The sequence below is a fragment of the Streptomyces sp. NPDC047017 genome (genome assembly GCF_040644175.1).
Taxonomy (GTDB): Bacteria; Actinomycetota; Actinomycetes; order Streptomycetales; family Streptomycetaceae; genus Streptomyces.
The window spans coordinates 38,829-61,771 of the sequence record NZ_JBEYVW010000026.1 but is presented as its reverse complement, the minus strand read 5'-3'; the positions used below and the strand labels follow the sequence as shown (position 1 = coordinate 61,771).

Here is a 22,943-nt window from a genome sequence, read left to right as displayed (position 1 = left end):
GCCCGCCCGGGTGACGGCACGGCCAGGTGACGGCACGGCCAGGTGACGGGACGGCCAGGTGACGGGACGCCCGGGTGACGACGCCCGCGCAGACGCCGGTCAGCCCTGGGGGCCGTCCTCCGTCATCCCGTGCACGGCCGGGACCGTGCCCAGCCGGCCCTTCTGGAAGTCCTCGAACGCCTGCATGAGTTCGTCGCGGGTGTTCATGACGAACGGGCCGTAGTGGACCATCGGCTCCCGGATCGGCCGGCCGCCCAGCAGGACCACCTCCAGGTCGGGGGTGTGCGCGTCCTGCTTGCCGTCCGCGCGGACGGTGAGCGAGGAGCCGGTCCCGAAGACCGCCGCCTGGCCCAGGCGGACCGGGCGCCGCTCGGTGCCGGCCGAGCCGCTGCCCGCCAGCACGTAGGCGAGGCCGTTGAAGTCCTCCCGCCACGGCAGCGTCAGTTCCGCGCCGGGCGCCAGCGTCGCGTGGATCATCGTGATCGGCGTGTGGGTGATGCCGGGCCCCTGGTGGCCGTCCAGCTCACCGGCGATCACGCGCACCAGCGCGCCGCCGTCCGGGGAGGCGAGCAGCTGCACGCTGCGGCCGCGGATGTCCTGGTAGCGCGGGGCCATCATCTTGTCCGCGGCGGGCAGGTTCACCCACAGCTGGAGCCCGTGGAAGAGGCCGCCCGACATGACCAGGTGCTCCGGCGGCGCCTCGATGTGCAGCAGGCCGGAGCCGGCCGTCATCCACTGGGTGTCGCCGTCGGTGATGGTCCCGCCGCCGCCGTTGCTGTCCTGGTGGTCGAAGATCCCGTCGATGAGGTAGGTGACGGTCTCGAAGCCGCGGTGCGGGTGCCACGGGGTGCCCTTCGGCTCCCCGGGCTGGTACTCCACCTCACCCATCTGGTCCATCATGATGAACGGGTCGAGATGGCGGTGATCGATCCCGGCGAACGCCCGGCGCACCGGGAAGCCCTCGCCCTCGAAACCGCCCGGCGCGGTGGTGACGGCGAGCACGGGCCGGGAGACGGCGTCGGCGGGCGCGGCCACGCGGGGGAGCGCCAGCGGGTTCTCGACGGTCACTGCGGGCATGTCGGTACCTCCTTGTGCGGCCAGTCTAGTTGAGCATTCAACTTCCTGCCAGCCCCAACGCGAGGAGCCCGGAGGGCATTCCCTCCGGGCTCCGCGCACCTGCCGCGAGCGGCCGCGTCAGCCGCCGTACATCCGCCGCATGGCGAACTCGACCATCTGTTCGACCGCCTTCGCGTCGAACACGATCCGGTGCTCGCCCTCCATGTCCAGCACGAAGCCGTACCCGGTGGGCAGCAGGTCGATGACCTCCGCGCCGGTGATCACGAAGTACTTCGACTCCTTGCCGGCGTACCGGCGCAGCTCCTTGAGCGAGGTGAACATCGGGATCACCGGCTGCTGGGTGTTGTGCAGCGCGAGGAAGCCCGGGGTGTCGCCGCGCGGGCAGTACACCTTGGAGGTGGCGAAGATCTGCTGGAAGTCCTCGGCGGCCAGCTGGCCGGTGGTGAAGGCACGGACCGCGTCCGCGAGCGAGGGCGGCGACGGCTCGGGGTACAGCGGCTGCTGCTGTCCGTAGCCCCCCGGCATACCGCCCGGCATCTGCTCCTGCGGCGGCGCGTACTGCTGCCGCGCCGCGCCCCCGTCCATCGGCTGGCCGTATCCGTACATGCGGCAAGCGTACCGACGCGAACGCGCCCGCAGGACCCGGGAGAAGACACCTCCGCGCCCGGGCCCCGCCCGCCGCCGGGCACCCCGCCGCGCCGGCCGCCCGGTAAGAGACGCGTCACAGAGGCGGCGCCAGGGGTTGCTTCTTATTACCGACGGGTAGCATCATCGGGGTTACTAGTTGGTACGTGAACCGGATGCGAGGAGACAGTGCCTCGCCGAGTCCTACGGGAGCCGTCGCCATGGGGCACTACAAGTCGAATCTCCGCGACATCGAGTTCAACCTCTTCGAAGTACTCGGACGCGACAAGCTGTACGGCACCGGACCGTTCGAGGAGATGGACAGCGACACCGCCAGGAGCGTCCTGGCGGAGCTGACCCGCCTCGCCGAGAACGAGCTGGCGGAGTCCTTCACGGACGCCGACCGCAACCCGCCGGTCTTCGACCCGGAAACCAGCACCGCGCCGGTCCCGGCCACCTTCAAGAAGAGCTACAAAGCCTTCATGGACTCCGAGTACTGGCGGCTCGGCCTGCCCGAGGAGATCGGCGGCACCACCGCCCCGCCGTCCCTGATCTGGGCGTACGCGGAGCTGATCCTCGGCGCGAACCCGGCGATCTGGATGTACTCCTCCGGCCCGGCGTTCGCCCGCATCCTCTTCGAGGAGGGCACCGAGCAGCAGAAGAAGGCCGCGAAGGTCGCCGTCGAGAAGACCTGGGGCTCCACCATGGTGCTCACCGAGCCCGACGCGGGCTCCGACGTGGGCGCAGGCCGCACCAAGGCGGTCCAGCAGGAGGACGGCTCCTGGCACATCGAGGGCGTGAAGCGCTTCATCACCTCCGGTGAGCACGACATGGAGGAGAACATCCTCCACTACGTCCTCGCCCGCCCCGAGGGCGCCGGACCCGGCACCAAGGGCCTGTCCCTCTTCCTCGTGCCCAAGTACCTGTTCGACTGGGAGACCGGCGAGCTGGGCGAGCGCAACGGCGTCTACGCCACCAACGTCGAGCACAAGATGGGCCTGAAGGCCTCCAACACCTGCGAGATGACCTTCGGCGACCGCCACCCCGCCAAGGGCTGGCTGATCGGCGACAAGCACGACGGCATCCGCCAGATGTTCCGCATCATCGAGTTCGCCCGCATGATGGTCGGCACGAAGGCGATCTCCACCCTCTCCACCGGCTACCTCAACGCCCTGGAGTACGCCAAGGAGCGCGTCCAGGGCCCCGACCTGGCGCACTTCATGGACAAGTCCGCGCCCAAGGTCACCATCACGCACCACCCCGACGTGCGCCGCTCGCTGATGACGCAGAAGGCGTACGCCGAGGGCATGCGCGCCCTGGTCCTCTACACCGCCTCGGTCCAGGACACGATCGCGGTCAAGGAGGCCGAGGGCGAGGACGCCAGGGCCGAGCACGCGCTCAACGACCTCCTGCTGCCCATCGTCAAGGGCTACGGCTCCGAGAAGGGCTACGAGCAGCTCGCCCAGTCGCTGCAGACCTTCGGCGGCTCCGGCTTCCTGCAGGAGTACCCGATCGAGCAGTACATCCGCGACGCCAAGATCGACACCCTCTACGAGGGCACCACCGCGATCCAGGGCCAGGACTTCTTCTTCCGGAAGATCGTCCGCAACCAGGGCGCCGCGCTGAACTCGCTCGCCGAGGACATCAAGAAGTTCCTGGCGCTGGCCACCGGCGGCGAGGAACTGGCGGGCGCCCGCGAGCACCTGGCCAAGGCGGCCGTCGAGCTGGAGGCCATCGTCGGCCTGCTGCTGACCGACCTCGCCGCCACCGAGCAGGACGTCAAGAACATCTACAAGGTGGGCCTGAACACCACCCGCCTGCTGCTCGCCTCCGGTGACGTGGTCGTCGGCTACCTGCTGCTCAAGGGCGCCGCGATCGCCGCCGAGAAGCTGGAGACCGCCTCCGCCAAGGACCGCGCCTTCTACACCGGCAAGATCGCCGCGGCGAAGTTCTTCGCGGCCAACGTCCTGCCGGGCGTCACCCTGGCCCGCAAGCTGTCGCAGAACGTCGGCCTGGACCTGATGGAGCTGGACGAGGCCGCGTTCTAGTCCCCGCCCCGCCGTCCGGTCGTCCGGCCTCCGCACGAGGGTCCGCTCCCGCCCAGGGAGCGGACCCTCGTGCGTCGTTAAGGTGAACCCATGAGCACAAGCCGGCCCTTCGACCGCGGCCACACCGACGACCTGATGTCCTTCCTGACGGCCAGCCCGTCGCCCTACCACGCCGTGGCGAACGCCGCCGGACGGCTGGAGAAGGCCGGCTTCCGGCAGGTCGCCGAGACGGACGCGTGGGACGCCACCGCGGGCGGCAGGTTCGTCCTGCGCGGCGGCGCGATCATCGCCTGGTACGTCCCCGAGAACGCCGCCCCGCACACCCCCTTCCGGATCATCGGCGCGCACACCGACTCGCCGAACCTGCGCGTCAAGCCGCGGCCCGACACCGGGGCGCACGGCTGGCGCCAGATCGCCGTGGAGATCTACGGCGGCCCGCTGATGAACTCCTGGCTCGACCGCGACCTGGGCCTTTCCGGCCGGCTCACCCTGCGCGACGGCTCCACCCGCCTGGTCACCGTCGACCGGCCGCTGCTGCGCGTCCCCCAGCTCGCCATCCACCTGGACCGCGCGGTCTCCACCGAGGGCCTCAAGCTGGACAAGCAGCGCCACCTCCAGCCGGTGTGGGGCCTCGGCGACGACGTCCGCGACGGCGACCTGATCGCCTTCCTGGAGGAGGAGACGGGCCTCACCGCGGGCGAGGTCACCGGCTGGGACCTGATGACGCACTCCGTGGAGCCGGCCGCCTACCTGGGCCGCGACCGCGAGCTGCTGGCCGGCCCGCGCATGGACAACCTGCTGTCGGTGCACGCCGGCACGGCGGCGCTGGCGGCCGTGGCCGGCGCGGACGGCGCGGCGGACCTGCCGTACATCCCGGTGCTGGCCGCCTTCGACCACGAGGAGAACGGCTCCCAGTCGGACACCGGCGCGGACGGCCCGCTGCTCGGCACCGTCCTGGAGCGCTCGGTGTACGCGCGCGGCGGCGGCTACGAGGACCGGGCGCGCGCCCTGGCCGCCACCGTCTGCCTCTCCTCCGACACCGGCCACGCCGTGCACCCCAACTACGCCGAGCGGCACGACCCGACCCACCACCCGCGCGCGGGCGGCGGCCCCCTCCTCAAGGTCAACGTCAACAACCGCTACGCCACGGACGGCACCGGCCGCGCGGTGTTCGCGGCGGCCTGCGAGAAGGCCGGCGTCCCCTTCCAGTCCTTCGTCTCCAACAACTCCATGCCGTGCGGCACCACGATCGGCCCGATCACCGCCGCCCGGCACGGGATCAGGACCGTCGACATCGGCGTGGCCATCCTGTCCATGCACAGCGTCCGCGAACTGTGCGCCGCCGACGACCCGTTCCTGCTGGCGAACGCCCTGGTGGCGTTCCTGGAAGGCTGACCGGCGCACCCCGGGGCCGCCGCCCGAGCATGTCCACCGCCCCTGCGGGTATCCGGAGTTGACCGGAAGGGACCGGACGGGCCGGAACCACCGGACCTGACACCGGACTAGGAGGCGACAGCCATGGGCCTCGGCGGGTGCATCATCCTCATCGCCGCGGGAGCCATCCTCACGTTCGCGACCGACTGGCACATGCAGGGCGTCAACCTGCACATGGTCGGCGTGATCCTGATGATCGTCGGACTGATCGGCGTCACCACGTTCAGCAGCATCGCCCGGCGCCGCCGGGTGATGGTCCCGCCCTCCACGGTCGTCGAGGAGGACCCGCACCACCACGGGCCGCGGGACGGCTACAGCGACGGTTACGGCATCTGATCCCGTGACCGGCCGGGCGGTACACCGGCTCGCGGCCGGGGAAGCGGTAACGGCATGAGATTCTTCGTACGCGACCGCATCCTCGGCATCGGTGACGACTACTGGATCGAGGACGAGCACGGCAGCAAGGTCTTCCTCGTCGACGGCAAGGCCATGCGGCTGCGGGACACCTTCGAGCTGAAGGACGCCCACGGCCGGGTCCTGATCGACATCCACCAGAAGATGCTCGCCCTGCGGGACACCATGGTGATCGAGCGGGACGGGGAGGCCCTGGCGAAGATCCGGCGCAAGCGGCTGTCGCTGCTGCGCCACCACTACCGGGTGTCCCTGGTGGACGGCACCGAACTGGACGTCAGCGGCAAGATCCTCGACCGGGAGTTCGCCGTCGAGTACGACGGCGAGCTGCTGGCGGTGATCTCCCGGCGCTGGCTGAGCCTGGTGGAGACCTACGGCGTGGACGTCGTACGGGACGACGCCGACCCGGCGCTGATCATCGCGGTGGCGGTGTGCGTGATCCACCTGGCGGAGAAGGAGCGCGACGAGGCGTGACCGGCCTCCCGCCACGGGTCGGCGGCCCGGGTCAGCGATGCGGGTCGGCGGCCCGGGTCAGCGGCGCGGCGGCGCCAGGCCCAGCACCCGGTCCTTGAGCGCCGGGAAGTCCTCCCGGGTCCGCGCGACCGCGCCGGGGTCGAACTCCACCGTGAGGACCTCCTCGTCACGGCCCGCCTCGGCCAGCACCTCGCCCCAGGGGTCCACCACGATCGAGTGACCCGCCTGGGGAACCCCCGCGTGGCTCCCGGCCGTTCCACAGGCGAGCACGAACGCCTGGTCCTCCACCGCCCGCGCCCGGGCCAGCAGCGTCCAGTGCGCGCGCCGGCGCTCGGGCCAGCCCGCCGGGACCACCAGGGCCCCGGCCCCGGCGTCCACCAGGGCACGGAAGAGTTCGGGGAAGCGGAGGTCGTAACAGGTCGCCAGGCCCAGCGTGAGCTGCGGCAGACGGACCGTCACCGGCTCGCGCCCGGCACCCATCAGCACGGCCTCGCCCCGGTCGAAGCCGAAGCGGTGGATCTTGCGGTAGGCGGCGGCCAGATCGCCGGCGGGGGTGAAGACGAGGGAGGTGTTGTAGAGGGTCCCGTCCGGGTCCCGCTCGGGGACCGAGCCCGCGTGCAGCCACACGCCCGCCGCGCCCGCCGCCTCGGCCATCGCCTCGTACGTCGGCCCCTTCAGCGGCTCGGCCGCCCCGCCGAACTCCTCGAAGGCGAAGGCCCCGGTGGTCCACAGCTCGGGCAGCACCACGAGATCGGCACCGGCCTGCTCGCGGACCAGCGCGGCCACCCGCCGCCGCCGTACGCCGACCGGCTCGTCCTCGTCCACGGCGATCTGGATCAGCGAGGCGCGCACATTACCACCGTCCTGGCATTCGAGTTGTCCACACGGCCTACGATCGTCACACGAAAGCACTGCCGGGGTGCCTCACAGCAGCGTAACTTGAGAATCCCCCCTGCTCGAAGCGGAGCGAGAGCCCGGGGGGTGCCAAGACGCCCGCCGACCGCGCCACCTCCGACTGGCAATGCCGCGACAACCTGCCCGTGTACCGACCGCCGAGGGGTCCCGTTCCGTGAGTCTGCATCCCACCCTCCAGCCCTACGCCGATGCCTGGACCCACTCCGTCGAAGCCATATCCGAGCTGGTGCAGCCGCTCGTGGAGGGCGAGTGGAACCGGCGCACCCCCTGCCCGGGCTGGTCGGTGCGCGACGTCGTCTCGCACGTCATCGGCATGGACTGCGAGGCGCTCGGCGACCCGCGCCCCATCCACTCGCTGCCGCGCGACCTGTTCCACGTGACCAACCAGCACCAGCGCTACATGGAGATGCAGGTCGACGTCCGCCGCCACCACACGGCGCCGGAGATGACCTCCGAGCTGGAGTACACGGTCATCCGCCGCAACCGCCAGCTGCGCAACGAGTCCCGCGACCCGGGGACCAAGGTGCGCGGCCCGCTCGGCGCGGAGATCACCCTTGAGGAGTCCATGCGCTACCGCGCGTTCGACATCTGGGTGCACGAGCAGGACCTGCGCGCCGCCCTCGGCCGCCCCGGCAACCTCGACTCGCCCGGCGCCCAGGTCGCCCGCGACCACCTGCTCGACGCGCTCCCGGACGTGGTCGCCGTCAAGGCGGACGCCCCGCGCAGCTCCGCGATCGTGTTCGACGTGCACGGCCCGGTGGAGTTCCTGCGCACGATCCGCGTCGACATCCAGGGCCGGGGCACCCTGGAGACCGTCCCCGCGCTCGGCCCGGCCGCCACCCTCACCCTCGACTGGGAGACCTACGTCCGCCTGGCCTGCGGCCGGGTGTCCCCGGAGGCGGTCACCGACCGCGTCAAGACGGAGGGCGACCCGGACCTGACGACGGCGATCCTGCGGAACTTCACGGTGACGCCCTAGTCCCTGGGCAGGGGCAGGGCCAGAGGCAGGGGCGGGAGCGGGGCGGCCGGCCGCGTCGCATCCGCCCGCCCGCCCGCCCGCCCGGCGTTCGAGGACGAGGCCGTTCGGGCCGAAGCGGGGGTAGCGGGCGGCAGCCCCCGGCGCGGCCGCACCGGCGCGGGTGCCTCACCCACGGACGTGCACACCCGCACCGGCGCGCCGCGCATGCCTCACGCGGGGACGTGCACCGTCTCCACCCGGCTCGCCACCAGCCGCTCCCGCTCCCTGCGGGCCGCCCGGCCGCGCAGCCGCAGGATCTGGCTGACGCCGAGCGTCTGGAGGACGAACACGGCGCAGAACGCCACCCGGTAGTCGTCGCCCGTGGCGTCCAGCAGCACCCCGATCGCGAACAGTGTCGTCATCGAGGCGGTGAAGCCGCCCATGTTGGTGATGCCGGAGGCGGTGCCCTGCCGTTCGGCCGGGTTGGCCGGCCGGGCGAAGTCGAAGCCGATCATCGAGGCCGGCCCGCACGCCCCGAGCACCGCGCACAGCACGGCCAGCAGCCACATCGGCGCCCGCCCGCCGGGCCACGCCAGGGTCGCCGCCCACAGGGTCGCGGTGGCGGCGACCGTGCCCAGCGCCAGCGGCAGCCGGGCCGTGTGGTGCCGGGCGACGATCTGCCCGTAGACGAGCCCGACGGCCATGTTGGAGAGCACCACGAGGGTGAGCAGCTCCCCGGCCGTACCCCGCGACAGCCCCTGCGCCTCCACCAGGAACGGCAGCCCCCACAGCAGCAGGAACACCATCGCCGGGAACTGGGTGGTGAAGTGCACCCACATGCCCAGCCGGGTCCCCGGTTCGCGCCAGGACGCGGCGATCTGCCGGCGCACGTACGCGGCGCCCTGGTGCGGCTGCGGCTCCGGCTCGTGGCCCTCGGGGTGGTCCTTGAGGAAGAGGACGAGCAGCACGAGGACCAGCACTCCGGCCAGCGCGCTGCCCGCGAACGCCCAGGTCCAGCCCAGGCCGTGCAGCAGCCGGGCGACGACCAGCGTGGACACCAGGTTGCCGGCCATGCCGACCAGTCCGGCGAGCTGCGCGACCAGCGGCCCGCGCCGGGCCGGGAACCACCGGGTGCCCAGCCGCAGCACGCTGATGAAGGTCATGGCGTCCCCGCAGCCCAGCAGCGCGCGGGAGGCGAGCGCCGCGCCGTAGGACGCGGAGAAGGCGAAGCCGAGCTGCCCGGCCGTGAACAGCACCACGCCGATGCCCAGCACCTTCTTGGTGCCGAGCCGGTCGACCAGCAGGCCGACGGGTATCTGCATGCCCGCGTAGACGAGCAGTTGGAGGATGGAGAACGTGGACAGCGCGGAGGCGCCGACGTGGAAGCGGGCGGCGGCGTCGAGCCCGGCGACGCCCAGCGACGTACGGAAGATGACGGCGACGAAGTAGACGGCGACGCCGGTGCTCCACACCGCCACGGCCCGCCGGCCGCCGGGCGGGTCGCCGGGCAGGACGGCTGCGGCGGTGGTGCCGGTCGGGGCGCTCATCGGACCTCACCCCGCGCCAGGTGCGAGAACCAGCTGACGTGCCGGTGCACGACGTCGACGGCCGCCTCCGCGTCCCCGGAGCGCAGCGCGTCCAGGATCTCCTGGTGCTCGGCCAGGGTCTTGGCGATCCGGTCGGGGTGGGAGTGCATGACGGCGACGCCCATCCGCAGCTGCCGGTCGCGCAGTTGGTCGTAGAGGCGGGAGAGGATCTCGTTGCCGCCGCTGCGGACGATCTCGGCGTGGAAGCAGCGGTCGGTGACGGCGGCGGCCGCCAGATCGCCGGCGGCGGCCTGCCGCTTCTGCTCGGCGAGCAGTTCCTCCAGCCGCCCGATCAGCGCGGCCGGGGCCGGGACGGCCTTCCTGGCCGCGTGCTCCTCGACCAGCTGGCGGGTCTCGACGACGTCCGCGATCTCCTGGGCGGAGACGGGCAGGACGAGCGCGCCCTTCTTCGGGTAGAGCCGCAGCAGCCCCTCGACCTCCAGCCGCAGCAGCGCCTCGCGCACCGGCGTGCGCGACACCCCGACGGCCTCGGCGAGTTCGCCCTCGGTCAGCAGGGTGCCGCCCTCGTAACGGCGGTCCAGCACGGCTTGTTTGACGTGGGTGTACACACGGTCGGCGGCGGGGGGCTGCTTCACGGCCAGGCTCATGCGGACAGCATAGATACAACACGTACGCATGAAGCGCCCCGTCCACCATCCGGACGGGTTCCGGTCAATCCGGCGCTACCACTGCTTCACCCCGACGCGCCCGGGCAGACGCACAACCATGTGTGCTAGTTACCTGTCTTACAGACGCGGCCCCCCTCTGTGGGCATTCAACTAGGTCGCACATCAGGGGCATTCGACATAATCGGGGTACCTCACTTGAATACCGGCATCCAGGCATTCCGGCTCCGCAGGACAGCGGCCGTCGCCATGACGACCGGCGCCGTGCTCGCCGCAGGCGCCTTCGCCGCGGCACCCGCGCAGGCCGTCGCCACGCCGTCCGTGGCGGCGAAGGGCGGCTACGCGATGAACAACGCGAACGGCGCCTCGCTGTACACGAAGAACGCGGACACCCGGCTCTCCACCGGCTCCACCACGAAGATCATGACCGCCAAGGTCGTCCTGGCGCAGCGCAACCTGAACCTCGACACCAAGGTCACCGTCCAGAAGGCGTACAGCGACTACGTCGTCAAGAACAACGCCTCCCAGGCCCACCTGATCGTGGGCGACAAGGTGACCGTCCGCCAGCTGCTGTACGGGCTGATGCTGCCCTCGGGCTGCGACGCCGCGTACGCGCTCGCCGACAAGTTCGGCACCGGCTCGACGCAGGCCGCGCGCGTGAAGTCCTTCATCGGCAAGATGAACAGCGCCGCCGCGGAACTGAAGCTGAAGAACACGCACTTCGACTCGTTCGACGGCATCGGCAACGGCAAGAACTACTCGACCCCGCGCGATCTGACGAAGATCGCCAGCAGCGCGATGGCGAACGCCAACTTCCGCGCGGTCGTCAAGACCAAGTCGTACACGGCCAAGACCATCACCAAGACGGGCAGCACCCGCACGATGGCCGCGTGGACGAACACCAACACGCTGCTGAGCAGCTACAAGGGCACCATCGGCGTGAAGACCGGCTCCGGCCCCGAGGCCAAGTACTGCCTGGTCTTCGCCGCCACCCGGGGCAACAAGACCGTCATCGGCACGGTCCTGGCCTCGACCTCGGTCAACCAGCGCGGCACCGACGCCACGAAGCTCCTGAACTACGGCTTCGCCCGCCTCGGCTGATCCCGGCGCACCCGCCAAGGGCCCGCTGCCTCCACGGCAGCGGGCCCTTCGCACACCGGCCGTCAGGCCCAGGTGATCAGCCGCTTGGGCTGCTCCAGGATCGCGGCCACGTCGGCCAGCACCTTGGAGCCCAGCTCGCCGTCGACCAGACGGTGGTCGAAGCTGAGCGCCAGCGTGGTGACCTGGCGGGGCTTCACCTTGCCCTTGTGCACCCAGGGCTGGAGCTTGATCGCGCCGACCGCCAGGATCGCGGACTCGCCCGGGTTGAGGATGGGCGTGCCCGTGTCGACGCCGAAGACGCCGACGTTGGTGATGGTCACCGTGCCGCCCTGCATCGCCGCCGGGGACGTCCGGCCCTCGCGGGCGGTGGACACCAGCTCGCCCAGCGCCCGCGCGAGCTGCGGGAGGGTCTTGTCGTGGGCGTCCTTGACGTTCGGCACGATCAGGCCGCGCGGGGTGGCCGCCGCGATGCCCAGGTTGACGTAGTGCTTGACCACGATCTCCTGGGCGGCCTCGTCCCAGGAGGCGTTGACGTCCGGGTTGCGCTTGATGGCGACCAGCAGGGCCTTGGCGATCAGCAGCAGCGGGTTGACCCGCAGGCCCTGCATCTCCTTGTCCTGCCGCAGCTCCTCGACGAGCTTCATCGTGCGCGTCACGTCCACCGTCACGAACTCCGTGACGTGCGGGGCGGTGAAAGCGGAGCCGACCATCGCGGCGGCCGTCGCCTTGCGGACGCCCTTCACCGGGACGCGGGTCTCGCGGGCACCGTCCTGGGCCGCGGCCGGGGCGGGAGCGGCCGCCGGGGCCTCGGCGGTCACCGGGGCCGGGGCGGCCACCGCCGCCGACACCGCCGCGTGCACGTCCTCGCGGGTGATCACGCCGTCCGGGCCCGAGGGGACCACGGTGGACAGGTCCACGCCCAGGTCCTTGGCGAGCTTGCGCACCGGCGGCTTGGCCAGCGGGCGCTCCTGCCCCAGGGCGCCGGCCGGCGCGGCATGGCCGTTCAGCTCCGGCTGGGGCGCCGCCGGCGCCTGCGGGGCGGCGGCCTGCGCGGCCGGAGCCTGCGGGGCCGGGGCCTGCGCGGCCGCGGGCTGGGCGCTCTTGCGCGGGCGCCGCTTGGCGGCGGCGGTGGAGACGCCGTAGCCCACCAGGACCGGCTGGCGGCCCTCCGGCTTCGCCTCCTCCACCGGCTCCGGCGCGGCCGCCGGGGCGGCCTGGGCCGGGACCTCGGCCTGCTCCCCGGCCGGGGCGGCGCCCGCCACGGCCACCGCGATGATCGCCGTGCCCACGTCCACCGTGGTGCCCTCGGGGAAGCGCAGCTCGCGGACCACCCCGTCGTACGGGATGGGCAGCTCGACGGCCGCCTTGGCGGTCTCCACCTCGCAGACCACCTGGCCGTCGGTGACCGTGTCACCGACCTGGACGTACCACTTGAGGATCTCGGCCTCGGTCAGGCCCTCGCCGACATCCGGCATCTTGAACTCACGCACGGACGCATCGGTCATCGTCGTCACGAACCTCTCCCTCAGTACGCCAGCGAGCGGTCGACGGCGTCGAGCACGCGGTCCAGGTCCGGCAGGTACGACTCCTCCAGGCGCGCCGGCGGATACGGCGCGTGGTACCCGCCGACCCGCAGGACGGGGGCCTCCAGGTGGTAGAAGCAGCGCTCGGTGATCCGGGCGGCGATCTCCGCGCCGGAACCGAAGAACACCGGCGCCTCGTGCACCACCACCAGGCGGCGGGTCTTCTCCACCGACGCCTGCACCGAGTCGAAGTCGACCGGGGAGACCGAGCGCAGGTCCAGGACCTCCAGCGACCGGCCCTCCTCGGCGGCCGCCGCGGCGACCTCCTGGCACAGCTTCACCATCGGGCCGTAGGCCGCCAGGGTCAGGTCGGTGCCCTCGCGGACGATGCGCGCCTTGTGCAGCGGGGCGGGAATGGCCTCGGTGTCGACCTCGCCCTTGTCCCAGTAGCGCCGCTTGGGCTCGAAGTAGATCACCGGGTCGTCGCTCTGGATGGCCTGCTGCATCATCCAGTACGCGTCCGAGGAGTTCGAGGGGGAGACCACCTTGAGGCCCGCCACATGGGCGAACAGCGCCTCCGGGGACTCCGAGTGGTGCTCCACCGCGCCGATGCCGCCGCCGTAGGGGATGCGGATCACGACCGGCATCTTGACCTTGCCCAGCGAGCGCGCGTGCATCTTCGCGAGCTGGGTGACGATCTGGTCGTACGCCGGGAAGACGAAGCCGTCGAACTGGATCTCCACCACCGGGCGGTAGCCGCGCAGGGCCAGGCCGATGGCGGTGCCCACGATGCCGGACTCGGCGAGCGGGGTGTCGATGACCCGGCTCTCGCCGAAGTCCTTCTGCAGCCCGTCCGTCACCCGGAACACACCGCCGAGCTTGCCGACGTCCTCGCCCATGATCAGGACCTTGGGGTCGGTGTCCAGGGCCCGGCGCAGCGACTCGTTGATCGCCTTGGCCAGGGGCATGCTCTTCACTGTCACAGCCTCCGCGGCCATCCTCAGACCCCCTCTGCGTCCGCGAACGACGCCTGGTAGGCGGCGAACTGGGCGCGCTCCTCGTCGACGAGCGCGTGCCCGTCCGCGTACACGTTCTCGAAGATGGCGAAGTGGTCCGGGTCGGGCATGGCACGGACCGCTTCGCGCACTCGCCTGCCCAACGTCTCGCTCTCCGCCTCGAGTTCCGCGAAGAATCCCTCGTCCGCGTGGTTTGACGCCTCCAGGTGGCGGCGCAGCCGCAGCAGCGGGTCCTTCGCCTCCCAGGCGGCCCGCTCGTCGTCGTGCCGGTAGCGGCTGGGGTCGTCGGAGGTGGTGTGGGCGCCCATGCGGTAGGTGTACGCCTCGACCAGGGTGGGGCCCTCGCCGGCCCGGGCCCGCTCCAGCGCCCACCGGGTGACCGCGAGGCAGCCCAGCACGTCGTTGCCGTCGACCCGGACGCCGGGGAAGCCGAAGCCCTGCGCGCGCTGGTAGAGCGGCACCCGGGTCTGCTTCTCGGTCGGCTCGGAGATCGCCCACTGGTTGTTCTGGCAGAAGAACACGACCGGGGCGTTGTAGACCGCGGAGAAGGTGAAGGACTCCGCCACGTCGCCCTGGCTGGAGGCGCCGTCGCCGAAGTAGGCGATGACCGCCGAGTCCGCGCCGTCCTTGGCGACGCCCATGGCGTAGCCGGTGGCGTGCAGCGCCTGGGAGCCGATGACGATCGTGTACAGGTGGAAGTTGTTGCCGTTGGGGTCCCAGCCGCCGTTGTTCACACCGCGGAACATGCCGAGCAGGTTGGTCGGGTCGACCCCGCGGCACCAGGCGACGCCGTGCTCCCGGTAGGTCGGGAAGACGTAGTCGTCGTCGCGCAGGGCACGCCCTGAGCCGATCTGGGCGGCCTCCTGGCCGAGCAGCGAGGCCCACAGGCCCAGCTCGCCCTGGCGCTGCAGGGCGGTGGCCTCGGCGTCGAAGCGACGGGTGAGCACCATGTCGCGGTACAGCCCGCGCAGGTCTTCGGGGGTGATGCCGGCGACGTACTTGTCGTACTCGGCGTTCTTGACGCGCTTGCCCTCGGGCGTCAGCAGCTGGACGAGCCCGGGCTCGGCGCCGTCCCCGGCCGTGCCCTTCCTGGCGGTGGTGCGGGTGGTGCGCTTGGTGCCGGTGGTGCCGGCCGCCTTGGTGCCGGACGTCCCGGCCTTGCTTGCGGCGCTGCGTCGCGATGTGCGCGCGGCAGTGCTCTCCACGGTCACGTGTGCTCCTCCGTCGGTCCGGCCCCCGGGGTTGCCGGTAGGCCAGTGCGGCTCACCTGTTCTGGACCAACCGGGCACGGGGTGGGTGCCACTCGGCCGGGAACAGGCGTGACAGGTGCCCCGGCGAGCGCCCTGCAACAGCCACGTTACCCAGTGCTTCACATTTCTGTGAAACCCCTCCTGACCTGCGCGTTTCCTTGGATTTCCAAGTATTTTCGCTTGGACGTCCGAGTAAAGCGCCGGGCACGGGGGGCAGCCGCTGGTCACAGCCTTGCAGGGGGCCGGAACACCGGCACGTTATCCCGGTCACCCCACGGTCGGGAAGGGTTCACGAGTGGCCGGAACCGCTCTTGACGGAGCACGCGCCCGGACGGCCGAGGGGCGGGAAACCGGGGCGAAGGGGCAACGGCACGGTGATCTCATGTGACCGAAAGCGACTACCGGGGACTGTCTGTGACAAGGCCCAGCTCACGGCCTCGCCCGGTGCCCTAACATCTGGCGCGTGCCGCGCTCATGTGTACCACCCTCTGTGCCCCACGCGCCCCCACTGCGCGTCTTGCTGCGGCAGTACGCCGCCGGTTCCGCCCTCACCTGCGAACCGGTCGACCAGGGCCTGCTCAACCGCGGCTACCGGCTGTGCACCACCCGCGGCCGCTACTTCCTCAAGCACCACTTCGACCCGGACACCGCCGACCCGGCGGCCATCGCCCGCCAGCACCGCGCCACCCGGCGCCTGGCCGACCTGGGCGTCCCGGTGGCGCCCGCGCTGGCCGGCCGGGACGGACGCACGGTCGTGGTCGTCGGCGGCCACGCCTACGCCCTGCACCCCTGGATCGACGGCCGGCACCGGCACGGCGGCCAGCTCACCACCGGGCAGTGCGCCCGCCTGGGCGCCCTCCTGGGCGCCGTGCACGCCGGCCTGGAGCGCGTGATGCCGCCCAAGGCGCGCACCCGCCCCGCCACGAGCCCCCACCCGGTGGAGAGCGCCGACCCGGACGACACCTTCGCCCTGATCGACGAGCTGCTCGGCCGGGTCCGCCGCCACCGGCCCCCGGACACCTTCGACGAGCTGGCCCGGCACCGGCTGCTGGAACGCCGCGCGCTGCTGGAACAGCACGCCGGCCGGCGTCCCCCGCCGGGCGGCCCGGTGGGCTGGGTGCACGGCGACTTCCATCCCTTCAACCTGCTCTACCGGGGCGACGCGCCCGCCGCGATCGTCGACTGGGACCGGCTGGGCGTGCAGCCGCGCGCGGAGGAGGCGGTACGCGCCGCCGCGATCTTCTTCGTCCGGCCCGCCGGCACCCTGGACCTGCCCAAGATCAGGGCGTACGCGGGCGCGTACCGGCGCGCCGCCGGGGCCACGCCCTCGGAGCTGGCGGCGGCCGTGCACCGGGTGTGGTGGGAGCGCCTGAACGACTTCTGGATGCTGCGCTGGCACTACGAGCGCCACGACACCCGCGCGGACCCCCAGTTCCCGGCCGCCTCGGCGCTCGCCGTGTGGTGGACCCGGGAGTACGACGCGGTGTGCGGGGCGTTCGCGGGGTGAGGACCCGGAGGCACACGTACGCGCGCGGGGAGCCCGGTCAGGCTTCCCGCGCGCGCGTGAAGGGTGATCAGCCGCCGGCCGGGGGGTTTCCGGTGGACCCGGCGTCGCCGCCCCCGTTGCCCGGGGAGTTGGACGGCTGCCCGGGGTCGGGCGACGTGTCGTCCGTGGGCGGCGGGGTCGACGGGTTGTGGCTGCCCGACGGGTTCGTCGGCTCGTCGCTGGTGTCGTCCGTCGGGGTGTCGGACGGCGTGTGCGACGGCCGGTGCGAGGGCGTGTAGTCCCAGCCGGGGCCGCCCGTGTTGTCGTCCGGGTCGGACGCGGTGTCCGAGGGGGAGTCCGTCGACCGGTCGCTCGGGGAGGAGCTGGGCTGCTGGTCGTCGGTGGTCTGGCTGCTCGTCGGCGACTGGGTGGTGCCGGGCGAGCCGCCACCGTCGCCGCCGGTGCTGTGCAGCGCCAGCGCCACACCCGCCGCGATGGCGATCACCGCGAGGACGGCCAGGATCCACAGCTTGCCGCGGCCGCCGCCCCGGTTGCCGTGCCCGTCGAAGCCGCCGTCGTCCCGGTTGCCGTACCCGGCGGGCAGGATCGGCTGCGGGATCTGCGTGGTGCCGGCCTGGGCGTCGCCCGTGTGCGGCATCACCGTCGTACCGGCGAAACCGCCCGCCGGGGTGTGCCGGCCGTCCGGCACCGCCACCGGGCCGGTGTTCCAGGTGCCGGTGTGCCCGCCCTGGTCGTAGAGCATCTGCAGCGCGTACTGGACCATGCCGCGCATCTCCTCGGCCGTCTGGAACCGGTCGTCCGGTTCCTTGGCGAGCGAGCGCATGACCAGGCCGTCCAGCTCGGGCGGGCAGGCGCCCTCCGAGGTCGCCGACGGCGGCACCGGCACGTCCTGGACGTGCTGGTAGACCACCGACAGCGGGGTCTCGCCGATGAACGGGGGCCGCAGCGCGAGGAGTTCGTACAGCAGGCAGCCGGTCGCGTACAGGTCGGAGCGGTGGTCGACGGCCTTGCCGAGGGCCTGCTCCGGGGAGAGGTACTGCGGGGTGCCCATGACCATGCCGGTCTGCGTCATCGTCGTGGACGCGCCGTGCAGGGCGCGGGCGATGCCGAAGTCCATCACCTTCACCGCGCCGTTGTCGGTGATGATGACGTTGGCCGGCTTGATGTCGCGGTGCACGATGCCGTGCTGGTGCGAGTAGGCGAGCGCCTCCAGCACCCCGGAGACGATGATCAGGGCCTGCTCGGGGCCCGGCGCCTCGGCGTTGAGCAGCAGGTCGCGGATGGTGCGGCCCTCGACCAGCTCCATCACGATGTACGGCACGGACTGGCCGCCGACGAAGTCCTCGCCGGAGTCGTACACGGCGACGATCGCGTGGTGGTTGAGGCCGGCGACGGACTGGGCCTCGCGGGTGAAGCGGGCCTTGGAGACGGGGTCCTCGGCCAGATCGGCGCGGAGCAGCTTGACCGCGACGGTACGGCCCAGACGCACGTCCTCGGCCGCGAACACCTCGGCCATGCCGCCCCGGCCGAGCCGGCGGGTCAGCCGGTAGCGGCCGTCGCCGACCAGGCCGCCGTTGCCCCACATCTCCGGCGCGTCCGACATGCCGCCGCCGCCAGTCGCCTCGGGGTCGGACGGGCCCTGGGCGCGCTGCGTCTGTGCCATCAGTCCTCGCCGTCGTTTCTGCCCGCGGTGCGTGCGCGGTGTTGTCACGGTCTCCGTCGGCCACGCTACAGGCTCCGCGCGGGCCACCGGTCCAGGTTCGCCGCCGGGAGAGGCCCGAGACGGACCGGTCATCAAACCCCGGGCGGCCGCTGTCGTGCAAATCACGTGTACCGGCCGTATGGCCGCTGTAACGCTTCCGCGACGCTTCTTTCGCGTACGGTCACGGAACGGGCACCGAGCTTGACGTGTCACCGCCCTGGGGCAGACTTGGCCGGGAATAACACATTCGATCATCGAGATCCGGACATGAGGTCAGGTCAGGTCCGATGCCGGGACCGGTCGAGGACCGGTCGACGGACAGCCGATCGCGCGAGCACAGCAGCTAGCCGGCCCGCGCGCGCCTATGGGGGACGCAGAAGATGAGCCAGGACGGCGCACAGGGCCGTTTCGCGGGGCGGGCGTTGGCCGGCGGCCGCTACCAGCTGCGTGACGTGCTCGGCGAGGGCGGCATGGCCTCGGTGCACCTCGCCTACGACTCCGTGCTCGACCGCCATGTCGCGATCAAGACGCTCCACACCGAGCTGGGCCGGGAGGCGGCGTTCCGCGAGCGGTTCCGCCGCGAGGCCCAGGCCGTGGCGAAGCTCACGCACACCAACATCGTCTCGGTGTTCGACACCGGCGAGGACGATCTGGACGGCATGACGACGCCGTACATCGTCATGGAGTACATCGAGGGCCGGCCGCTGGGCTCGGTGCTCGACGAGGACGTCCGGCAGCAGGGCGCGATGCCCGCCGACAAGGCCCTCAAGGTCACCGCCGACGTGCTGGCGGCCCTGGAGATCAGCCACGAGATGGGCCTGGTCCACCGGGACATCAAGCCGGGCAACGTGATGATGACCAAGCGCGGCGTCGTCAAGGTGATGGACTTCGGCATCGCCCGCGCGATGCAGTCCGGCGTCACCTCGATGACCCAGACCGGCATGGTCGTCGGCACCCCGCAGTACCTCTCGCCCGAACAGGCCCTGGGCCGCGGCGTGGACGCCCGCTCCGACCTGTACTCGGTCGGCATCATGCTCTTCCAGCTGGTCACCGGGCGGCTGCCGTTCGAGGCGGACTCGCCGCTGGCCATCGCCTACGCGCATGTCCAGGAGGAGCCGGTCACACCCTCCTCGGTCAACAGCTCGCTGCCCCCGGCGGTGGACGCGCTGGTCGCCCGCGCGCTGAAGAAGAACCCCAACGAACGCTTCCCCAGCGCCGAGTCCATGCGCGACGAGTGCCTGCGCGTGGCCGCCTCCTTCCAGCCGGCCCCGCCCAGCATCGTGCCGGGCGCCCGGACGTCGAGCGGCGCGGGTGTCGGCTCGGCGGTCTTCCCGCCGGTCGACGCGGCACCGCCGTCCGTGGGCAGCGTGCAGACGCCGTACCAGCCCGCGCCGCCCACCCCGAACCCGTACGGCTCCGCGGCCCCTTCACCGGCGTACGGCTATCCGCAGCAGGGCGCCGGTTTCGGGACACCCGCCCCCTCGCCGTACGCCCCGCAGTCCTCGACCCCGCCGCCGTACTCCGTCCCGGCCGCCTCCCAGGGCGGCGCGGCGGGCGGGTCCTCGGGCGGCGGGCGGAACAACAAGCCGGTGATCCTCGGGTCGGTCGCCGTCGCCGTCATCGCGGTCGTCGGCCTGATCGCCGCGCTGGTCATGAAGGGCGGCGGGGACGGCGACGCCCAGGGCGGGGACGGCACCCCCACCACCGGCGCCTCGACGTCGCAGGCCGCCGACCACCGCGGCCCGGACACCTCCAAGACCATCGAGGCGACCGAGTGCTCGGAGCCGGAGAAGTCGTACGACGACCCGAACAAGATCCGGGTCCCGGACTTCCAGTTCAAGTACATCGGGTCGGTCAAGGAGTGCTTCCAGGCCGCGGGCTGGAAGATGAAGATCACGCCCGTCGACGAGAACACCTACGGCGAGGGCGCGGTGATGGACCAGTTCCCCGCCTCCGGCACGGACATCGACCCGAAGAACCCGCCGCAGATCGAGCTGAAGGTCTCGACCGGCAACCCGGCCTCCTGACGGGCCGCCCCGCGCGGGGCACGTACGACGAAAAGAGGAGGCCCGGCAGCCTGGCTGCCGGGCCTCCTCCTTCGTTTCACCGCGCGTCCGGACGTACCCCTACAGGTCGCCCCGGATACGCCCTTCCCTACAGGTACGGCCCGCCCGAGCGGCCGCCCGGCTGGTCCTCGCCGCCCTCGTGGCCGATGCCCGGGGGCAGGGCGCGGCGCATCTGCTCCAGCTGGGCCCGGGCCGCCATCTGCTGGGCGAACAGGGTCGTCTGGATCCCGTGGAAGAGCCCCTCCAGCCAGCCCACCAGCTGCGCCTGCGCGATACGCAGCTCGGCGTCACTGGGGATGCTCTCGTCCGTGAACGGCAGGGACAGCCGCTCCAGCTCCTCCACGAGTTCCGGCGCCAGGCCGTCCTCCAGCTCCTTGACCGAGCTGGCGTGGATCTCCTTGAGCCGGGCCCGGCTGGCCTCGTCCAGGGGAGCGGCGCGGACCTCCTCCAGCAGCTGCTTGATCATGCTGCCGATCCGCATGACCTTCGCGGGCTGCTCCACCTGCTCCGTCACGGGGGTCTCGCGCGAGTCGTCGTCCCCACCGCCGCCGAGTGCCATGCCGTCCTGGCCCACGACCAGGATCTGCGGGTTCTCCGGCGACCGTTCGTTCCTCGGCATCTCCATGCGGCCATTGTCGCGCACCCGCCCGTCCCGTCCTCCGGGCGCCCCCCGGGTGCGTCCGTCCGCCGCGCCCGTGACGGGGCGGCCGGTCCGGACCGTGCGGTGGATTCGACCTGGCGGCCGTACCCGGAATGCCGGATCGGGCCAGTGATGTGAGGGTTGTACCACCAAGGCGCCGCGCCACCGCTCCACCGGGCGCGCCTGTGAACCGTCCGGCACCGTGAGGGGGTCCCGACGTGACTCCATGGCCGCGTCTCGCCCTGCGCGTCACGGGGCCGCTGCTGGTGCTGGGGGCGGTCGTCCTGCCCGGTGCTCCCGCCGCGGCGTGCTCCCCGGCGGACGTGCCGTCCTCCTCCGCCTCGGCGTACGCCACGACGTCCGCGTCCCCGGTCGCGGCGTCCCGCCCGGCCACCGGCACCCCGGCACGGCCGTCCCGCTCCCCCGCCGCGTCCGGGTCCACGGCCGCCTCCTCCGCGGCCCCCTCCCCGGCGTCCGCCTCCTCGACCGCCGCCGACCGGAACGCGGCACCGTCCGGCTCCGCACCGGCGCGCGCCGGGAGCACGGCGGACGAGGAGCGGCAGCGGCCCGGCCGGCCGCACGGCCCGCGGACCGAGGGGAAGGGCGACGAGGGCGGCGGCGGCCCACGGCGTCACCGGCGCGGGGACCCCGGTGACACGAGCCGCGCACCGGCGCCCTCGCCGTCGCCGACGGCGGCCACCCGTCCGGTCGCCCGGCCCCCCGGCACGATCGCCCCGGCGACCGAGACCCGGGGCGGCCAGGCGGGCGGTCCCGTCCTGGGCCTGCTGCCACTGGGCAGCGGACTGGTCCTGATCGGCCTCGGCCTGGGCCTGACCTTCATCGCCCTGCGGGTGCGCGGACCCTAGGACCCGCGCACCGGACGGGACTCACGGCCTGCGGACCCGGCGGGGCCGCTCGGGGCACTGCTCGGGGCCGTTCAGATCCCTTTTTCGGGTCCGGTCGGGGCACTGCTCGGGACCGGTCAGGACCCTGCTCGGGTCCGGTCAGGGCACCACCAGCAGCACCTTGCCGATGTGCCCGCTCTCCTCGACGATCCGGTGGGCGGCCGCGGCGTCGGGCATCGGCACCTCCCGGTCGACCACCGGCCGCACGGCGCCGTCGGCGAGCAGCGGCCACACGTGTTCGCGTACGGCGGCGACGATGGCCGCCTTCTCACCGAGCGGACGGGCGCGCAGCGAGGTCGCGCTGACCGCCGCCCGCTTGCTCAGCAGGGCGCCGATGTCCAGCTCGCCCTTGGCGCCGCCCTGCATGCCGATGATCGCCAGCCGGCCGTTGACGGCGAGCGCCCGGATGTTGCGGTCGAGGTACTTGGCGCCCATGTTGTCGAGGATGACATCGGCGCCCGCCCCGTCCGTGGCCTGCCGGATCTCCTCGACGAAGTCCTGCTCGCGGTAGTTGATCAGGATGTCGGCGCCCAGCTCGGCGCACTGGTCCAGCTTCTCCCTGGTGCCCGCCGTGACGGCGACCCGGGAGCCCGCGGCCCGGGCGAGCTGGACGGCCATCGTGCCGATGCCGCTGGAGCCGCCGTGCACGAGCAGGGTCTCGCCGGGGCGGAGGTGGGCCACCATGAAGACGTTCGACCAGACGGTGCAGACCACCTCGGGGAGCGCGGCGGCCTGCCGGAGGTCGACGCCCTCGGGCACCGGCAGCAGCTGGCCGGCCGGTACGGCCACCTTCTCGGCGTAGCCGCCGCCCGCGAGCAGTGCGCACACCTCGTCGCCGACCGCCCAGCCGGTCACCCCGGGCCCGAGGGCGGCGATCCGTCCGGAGCACTCCAGGCCGGGCAGGCGCGAGGCGCCGGGCGGCGGCTCGTAGTGCCCCTGCCGCTGGAGGATGTCGGCCCGGTTGACGGCGCCGGCCACCACCTCGACCAGCGCTTCCCCCTCACCGGGCACGGGATCCGGTACCTCGTCCCACACCAACGCGTCGGGGCCACCGGGTTCGGGAATCGTGATCGCATGCAT

At 72.4% G+C, this 22,943-nt stretch carries 20 protein-coding genes; 9 read left to right on the top strand and 11 right to left on the bottom strand.

The features are described 5' to 3' along the window. Positions 1–99 precede the first annotated feature (99 nt). Together ABZ858_RS33290 and ABZ858_RS33285 are read right to left on the bottom strand one after the other, a co-directional pair. Positions 100–1,077, bottom strand: a complete 978-nt coding sequence (locus ABZ858_RS33290) for a pirin family protein (RefSeq protein ID WP_361387313.1) — start codon at positions 1,075–1,077, stop codon at positions 100–102. Between the two features lie 117 nt (positions 1,078–1,194). After that, positions 1,195–1,683 (bottom strand): SseB family protein, encoded by a 489-nt coding sequence (locus ABZ858_RS33285; RefSeq protein WP_361387310.1) that lies wholly within the window; start codon positions 1,681–1,683, stop codon positions 1,195–1,197. Positions 1,684–1,922: 239 nt separating this feature from the next. Here ABZ858_RS33285 and ABZ858_RS33280 point away from each other — a divergent pair, with 239 nt between their 5' ends. From ABZ858_RS33280 to ABZ858_RS33265, 4 genes are all read left to right on the top strand, one after another. Beyond that, positions 1,923–3,749: an acyl-CoA dehydrogenase gene (locus tag ABZ858_RS33280; RefSeq protein WP_361387307.1), complete on the top strand. Its 1,827-nt coding sequence runs from the start codon at positions 1,923–1,925 to the stop codon at positions 3,747–3,749. Between the two features lie 90 nt (positions 3,750–3,839). Then, a complete protein-coding gene (locus tag ABZ858_RS33275) occupies positions 3,840–5,144 on the top strand; it encodes a M18 family aminopeptidase (protein WP_361387304.1) in 1,305 nt (434 codons plus the stop codon). Between the two features lie 123 nt (positions 5,145–5,267). Beyond that, positions 5,268–5,519 (top strand): DUF6458 family protein, encoded by a 252-nt coding sequence (locus tag ABZ858_RS33270; RefSeq protein ID WP_361387301.1) that lies wholly within the window; start codon positions 5,268–5,270, stop codon positions 5,517–5,519. A 54-nt stretch (positions 5,520–5,573) separates the two neighbouring features. Continuing rightward, a complete protein-coding gene (locus tag ABZ858_RS33265; protein ID WP_361387298.1) occupies positions 5,574–6,068 on the top strand; it encodes an LURP-one-related family protein in 495 nt (164 codons plus the stop codon). Positions 6,069–6,125: 57 nt separating this feature from the next. Here ABZ858_RS33265 and ABZ858_RS33260 read toward each other — a convergent pair whose 3' ends face one another. Then, entirely contained in the window at positions 6,126–6,920 is a 795-nt protein-coding gene (locus ABZ858_RS33260) for a carbon-nitrogen family hydrolase (protein ID WP_361387295.1), read from the bottom strand. A gap of 217 nt (positions 6,921–7,137) precedes the next feature. Here ABZ858_RS33260 and ABZ858_RS33255 point away from each other — a divergent pair, with 217 nt between their 5' ends. Next, entirely contained in the window at positions 7,138–7,962 is an 825-nt protein-coding gene (locus ABZ858_RS33255; protein WP_361387292.1) for a maleylpyruvate isomerase family mycothiol-dependent enzyme, read from the top strand. Positions 7,963–8,171: 209 nt separating this feature from the next. Here the strand turns inward: ABZ858_RS33255 and ABZ858_RS33250 are convergent, their stop codons facing one another. Together ABZ858_RS33250 and ABZ858_RS33245 are read right to left on the bottom strand one after the other, a co-directional pair. After that, the gene (locus ABZ858_RS33250) at positions 8,172–9,488 is read right to left on the bottom strand and encodes an MFS transporter (protein WP_361387289.1); all 1,317 of its coding nucleotides are present in this window, start codon (positions 9,486–9,488) and stop codon (positions 8,172–8,174) included. Further along, the gene (locus ABZ858_RS33245; RefSeq protein WP_361387286.1) at positions 9,485–10,135 is read right to left on the bottom strand and encodes a GntR family transcriptional regulator; all 651 of its coding nucleotides are present in this window, start codon (positions 10,133–10,135) and stop codon (positions 9,485–9,487) included. The genes ABZ858_RS33250 and ABZ858_RS33245 overlap by 4 nt, the downstream gene beginning before the upstream one ends. A 216-nt stretch (positions 10,136–10,351) precedes the next feature. Here ABZ858_RS33245 and ABZ858_RS33240 point away from each other — a divergent pair, with 216 nt between their 5' ends. Further along, complete coding sequence (locus ABZ858_RS33240) at positions 10,352–11,254, top strand: serine hydrolase (RefSeq protein WP_361387283.1); 903 nt, start codon at positions 10,352–10,354, stop codon at positions 11,252–11,254. Between the two features lie 62 nt (positions 11,255–11,316). Here ABZ858_RS33240 and ABZ858_RS33235 read toward each other — a convergent pair whose 3' ends face one another. From ABZ858_RS33235 to pdhA, 3 genes are read right to left on the bottom strand one after another with little or no spacing between them, the layout of a single operon-like run. Then, complete coding sequence (locus ABZ858_RS33235; protein WP_361387280.1) at positions 11,317–12,768, bottom strand: dihydrolipoamide acetyltransferase family protein; 1,452 nt, start codon at positions 12,766–12,768, stop codon at positions 11,317–11,319. An 11-nt stretch (positions 12,769–12,779) separates the two neighbouring features. Beyond that, entirely contained in the window at positions 12,780–13,745 is a 966-nt protein-coding gene (locus ABZ858_RS33230) for an alpha-ketoacid dehydrogenase subunit beta (RefSeq protein WP_361387277.1), read from the bottom strand. A gap of 32 nt (positions 13,746–13,777) precedes the next feature. Next, entirely contained in the window at positions 13,778–15,004 is a 1,227-nt protein-coding gene (pdhA, locus tag ABZ858_RS33225) for a pyruvate dehydrogenase (acetyl-transferring) E1 component subunit alpha (protein ID WP_361387274.1), read from the bottom strand. A gap of 529 nt (positions 15,005–15,533) precedes the next feature. On the opposite strand from pdhA, the gene ABZ858_RS33220 reads away from it, so the two are divergent. Then, a complete protein-coding gene (locus ABZ858_RS33220) occupies positions 15,534–16,550 on the top strand; it encodes a phosphotransferase (RefSeq protein ID WP_361387271.1) in 1,017 nt (338 codons plus the stop codon). Positions 16,551–16,617: 67 nt separating this feature from the next. Here the strand turns inward: ABZ858_RS33220 and ABZ858_RS33215 are convergent, their stop codons facing one another. After that, positions 16,618–18,213 carry a protein kinase gene (locus tag ABZ858_RS33215; RefSeq protein ID WP_361387268.1) on the bottom strand — a complete coding sequence of 532 codons (1,596 nt, stop codon included), beginning with the start codon at positions 18,211–18,213 and terminating at the stop codon, positions 16,618–16,620. 419 nt (positions 18,214–18,632) lie between these two features. Here ABZ858_RS33215 and ABZ858_RS33210 point away from each other — a divergent pair, with 419 nt between their 5' ends. Then, positions 18,633–20,279 (top strand): protein kinase, encoded by a 1,647-nt coding sequence (locus tag ABZ858_RS33210; protein ID WP_361387265.1) that lies wholly within the window; start codon positions 18,633–18,635, stop codon positions 20,277–20,279. 127 nt (positions 20,280–20,406) lie between these two features. Here ABZ858_RS33210 and ABZ858_RS33205 read toward each other — a convergent pair whose 3' ends face one another. Beyond that, on the bottom strand, positions 20,407–20,943 hold the full coding sequence (locus ABZ858_RS33205; protein ID WP_361387262.1) for a bacterial proteasome activator family protein: 537 nt from the start codon (positions 20,941–20,943) through the stop codon (positions 20,407–20,409). A gap of 233 nt (positions 20,944–21,176) precedes the next feature. Here ABZ858_RS33205 and ABZ858_RS33200 point away from each other — a divergent pair, with 233 nt between their 5' ends. Further along, on the top strand, positions 21,177–21,824 hold the full coding sequence (locus tag ABZ858_RS33200) for a hypothetical protein (RefSeq protein ID WP_361387259.1): 648 nt from the start codon (positions 21,177–21,179) through the stop codon (positions 21,822–21,824). A gap of 138 nt (positions 21,825–21,962) precedes the next feature. Here the strand turns inward: ABZ858_RS33200 and ABZ858_RS33195 are convergent, their stop codons facing one another. After that, entirely contained in the window at positions 21,963–22,943 is a 981-nt protein-coding gene (locus tag ABZ858_RS33195; RefSeq protein WP_361387256.1) for an NAD(P)H-quinone oxidoreductase, read from the bottom strand.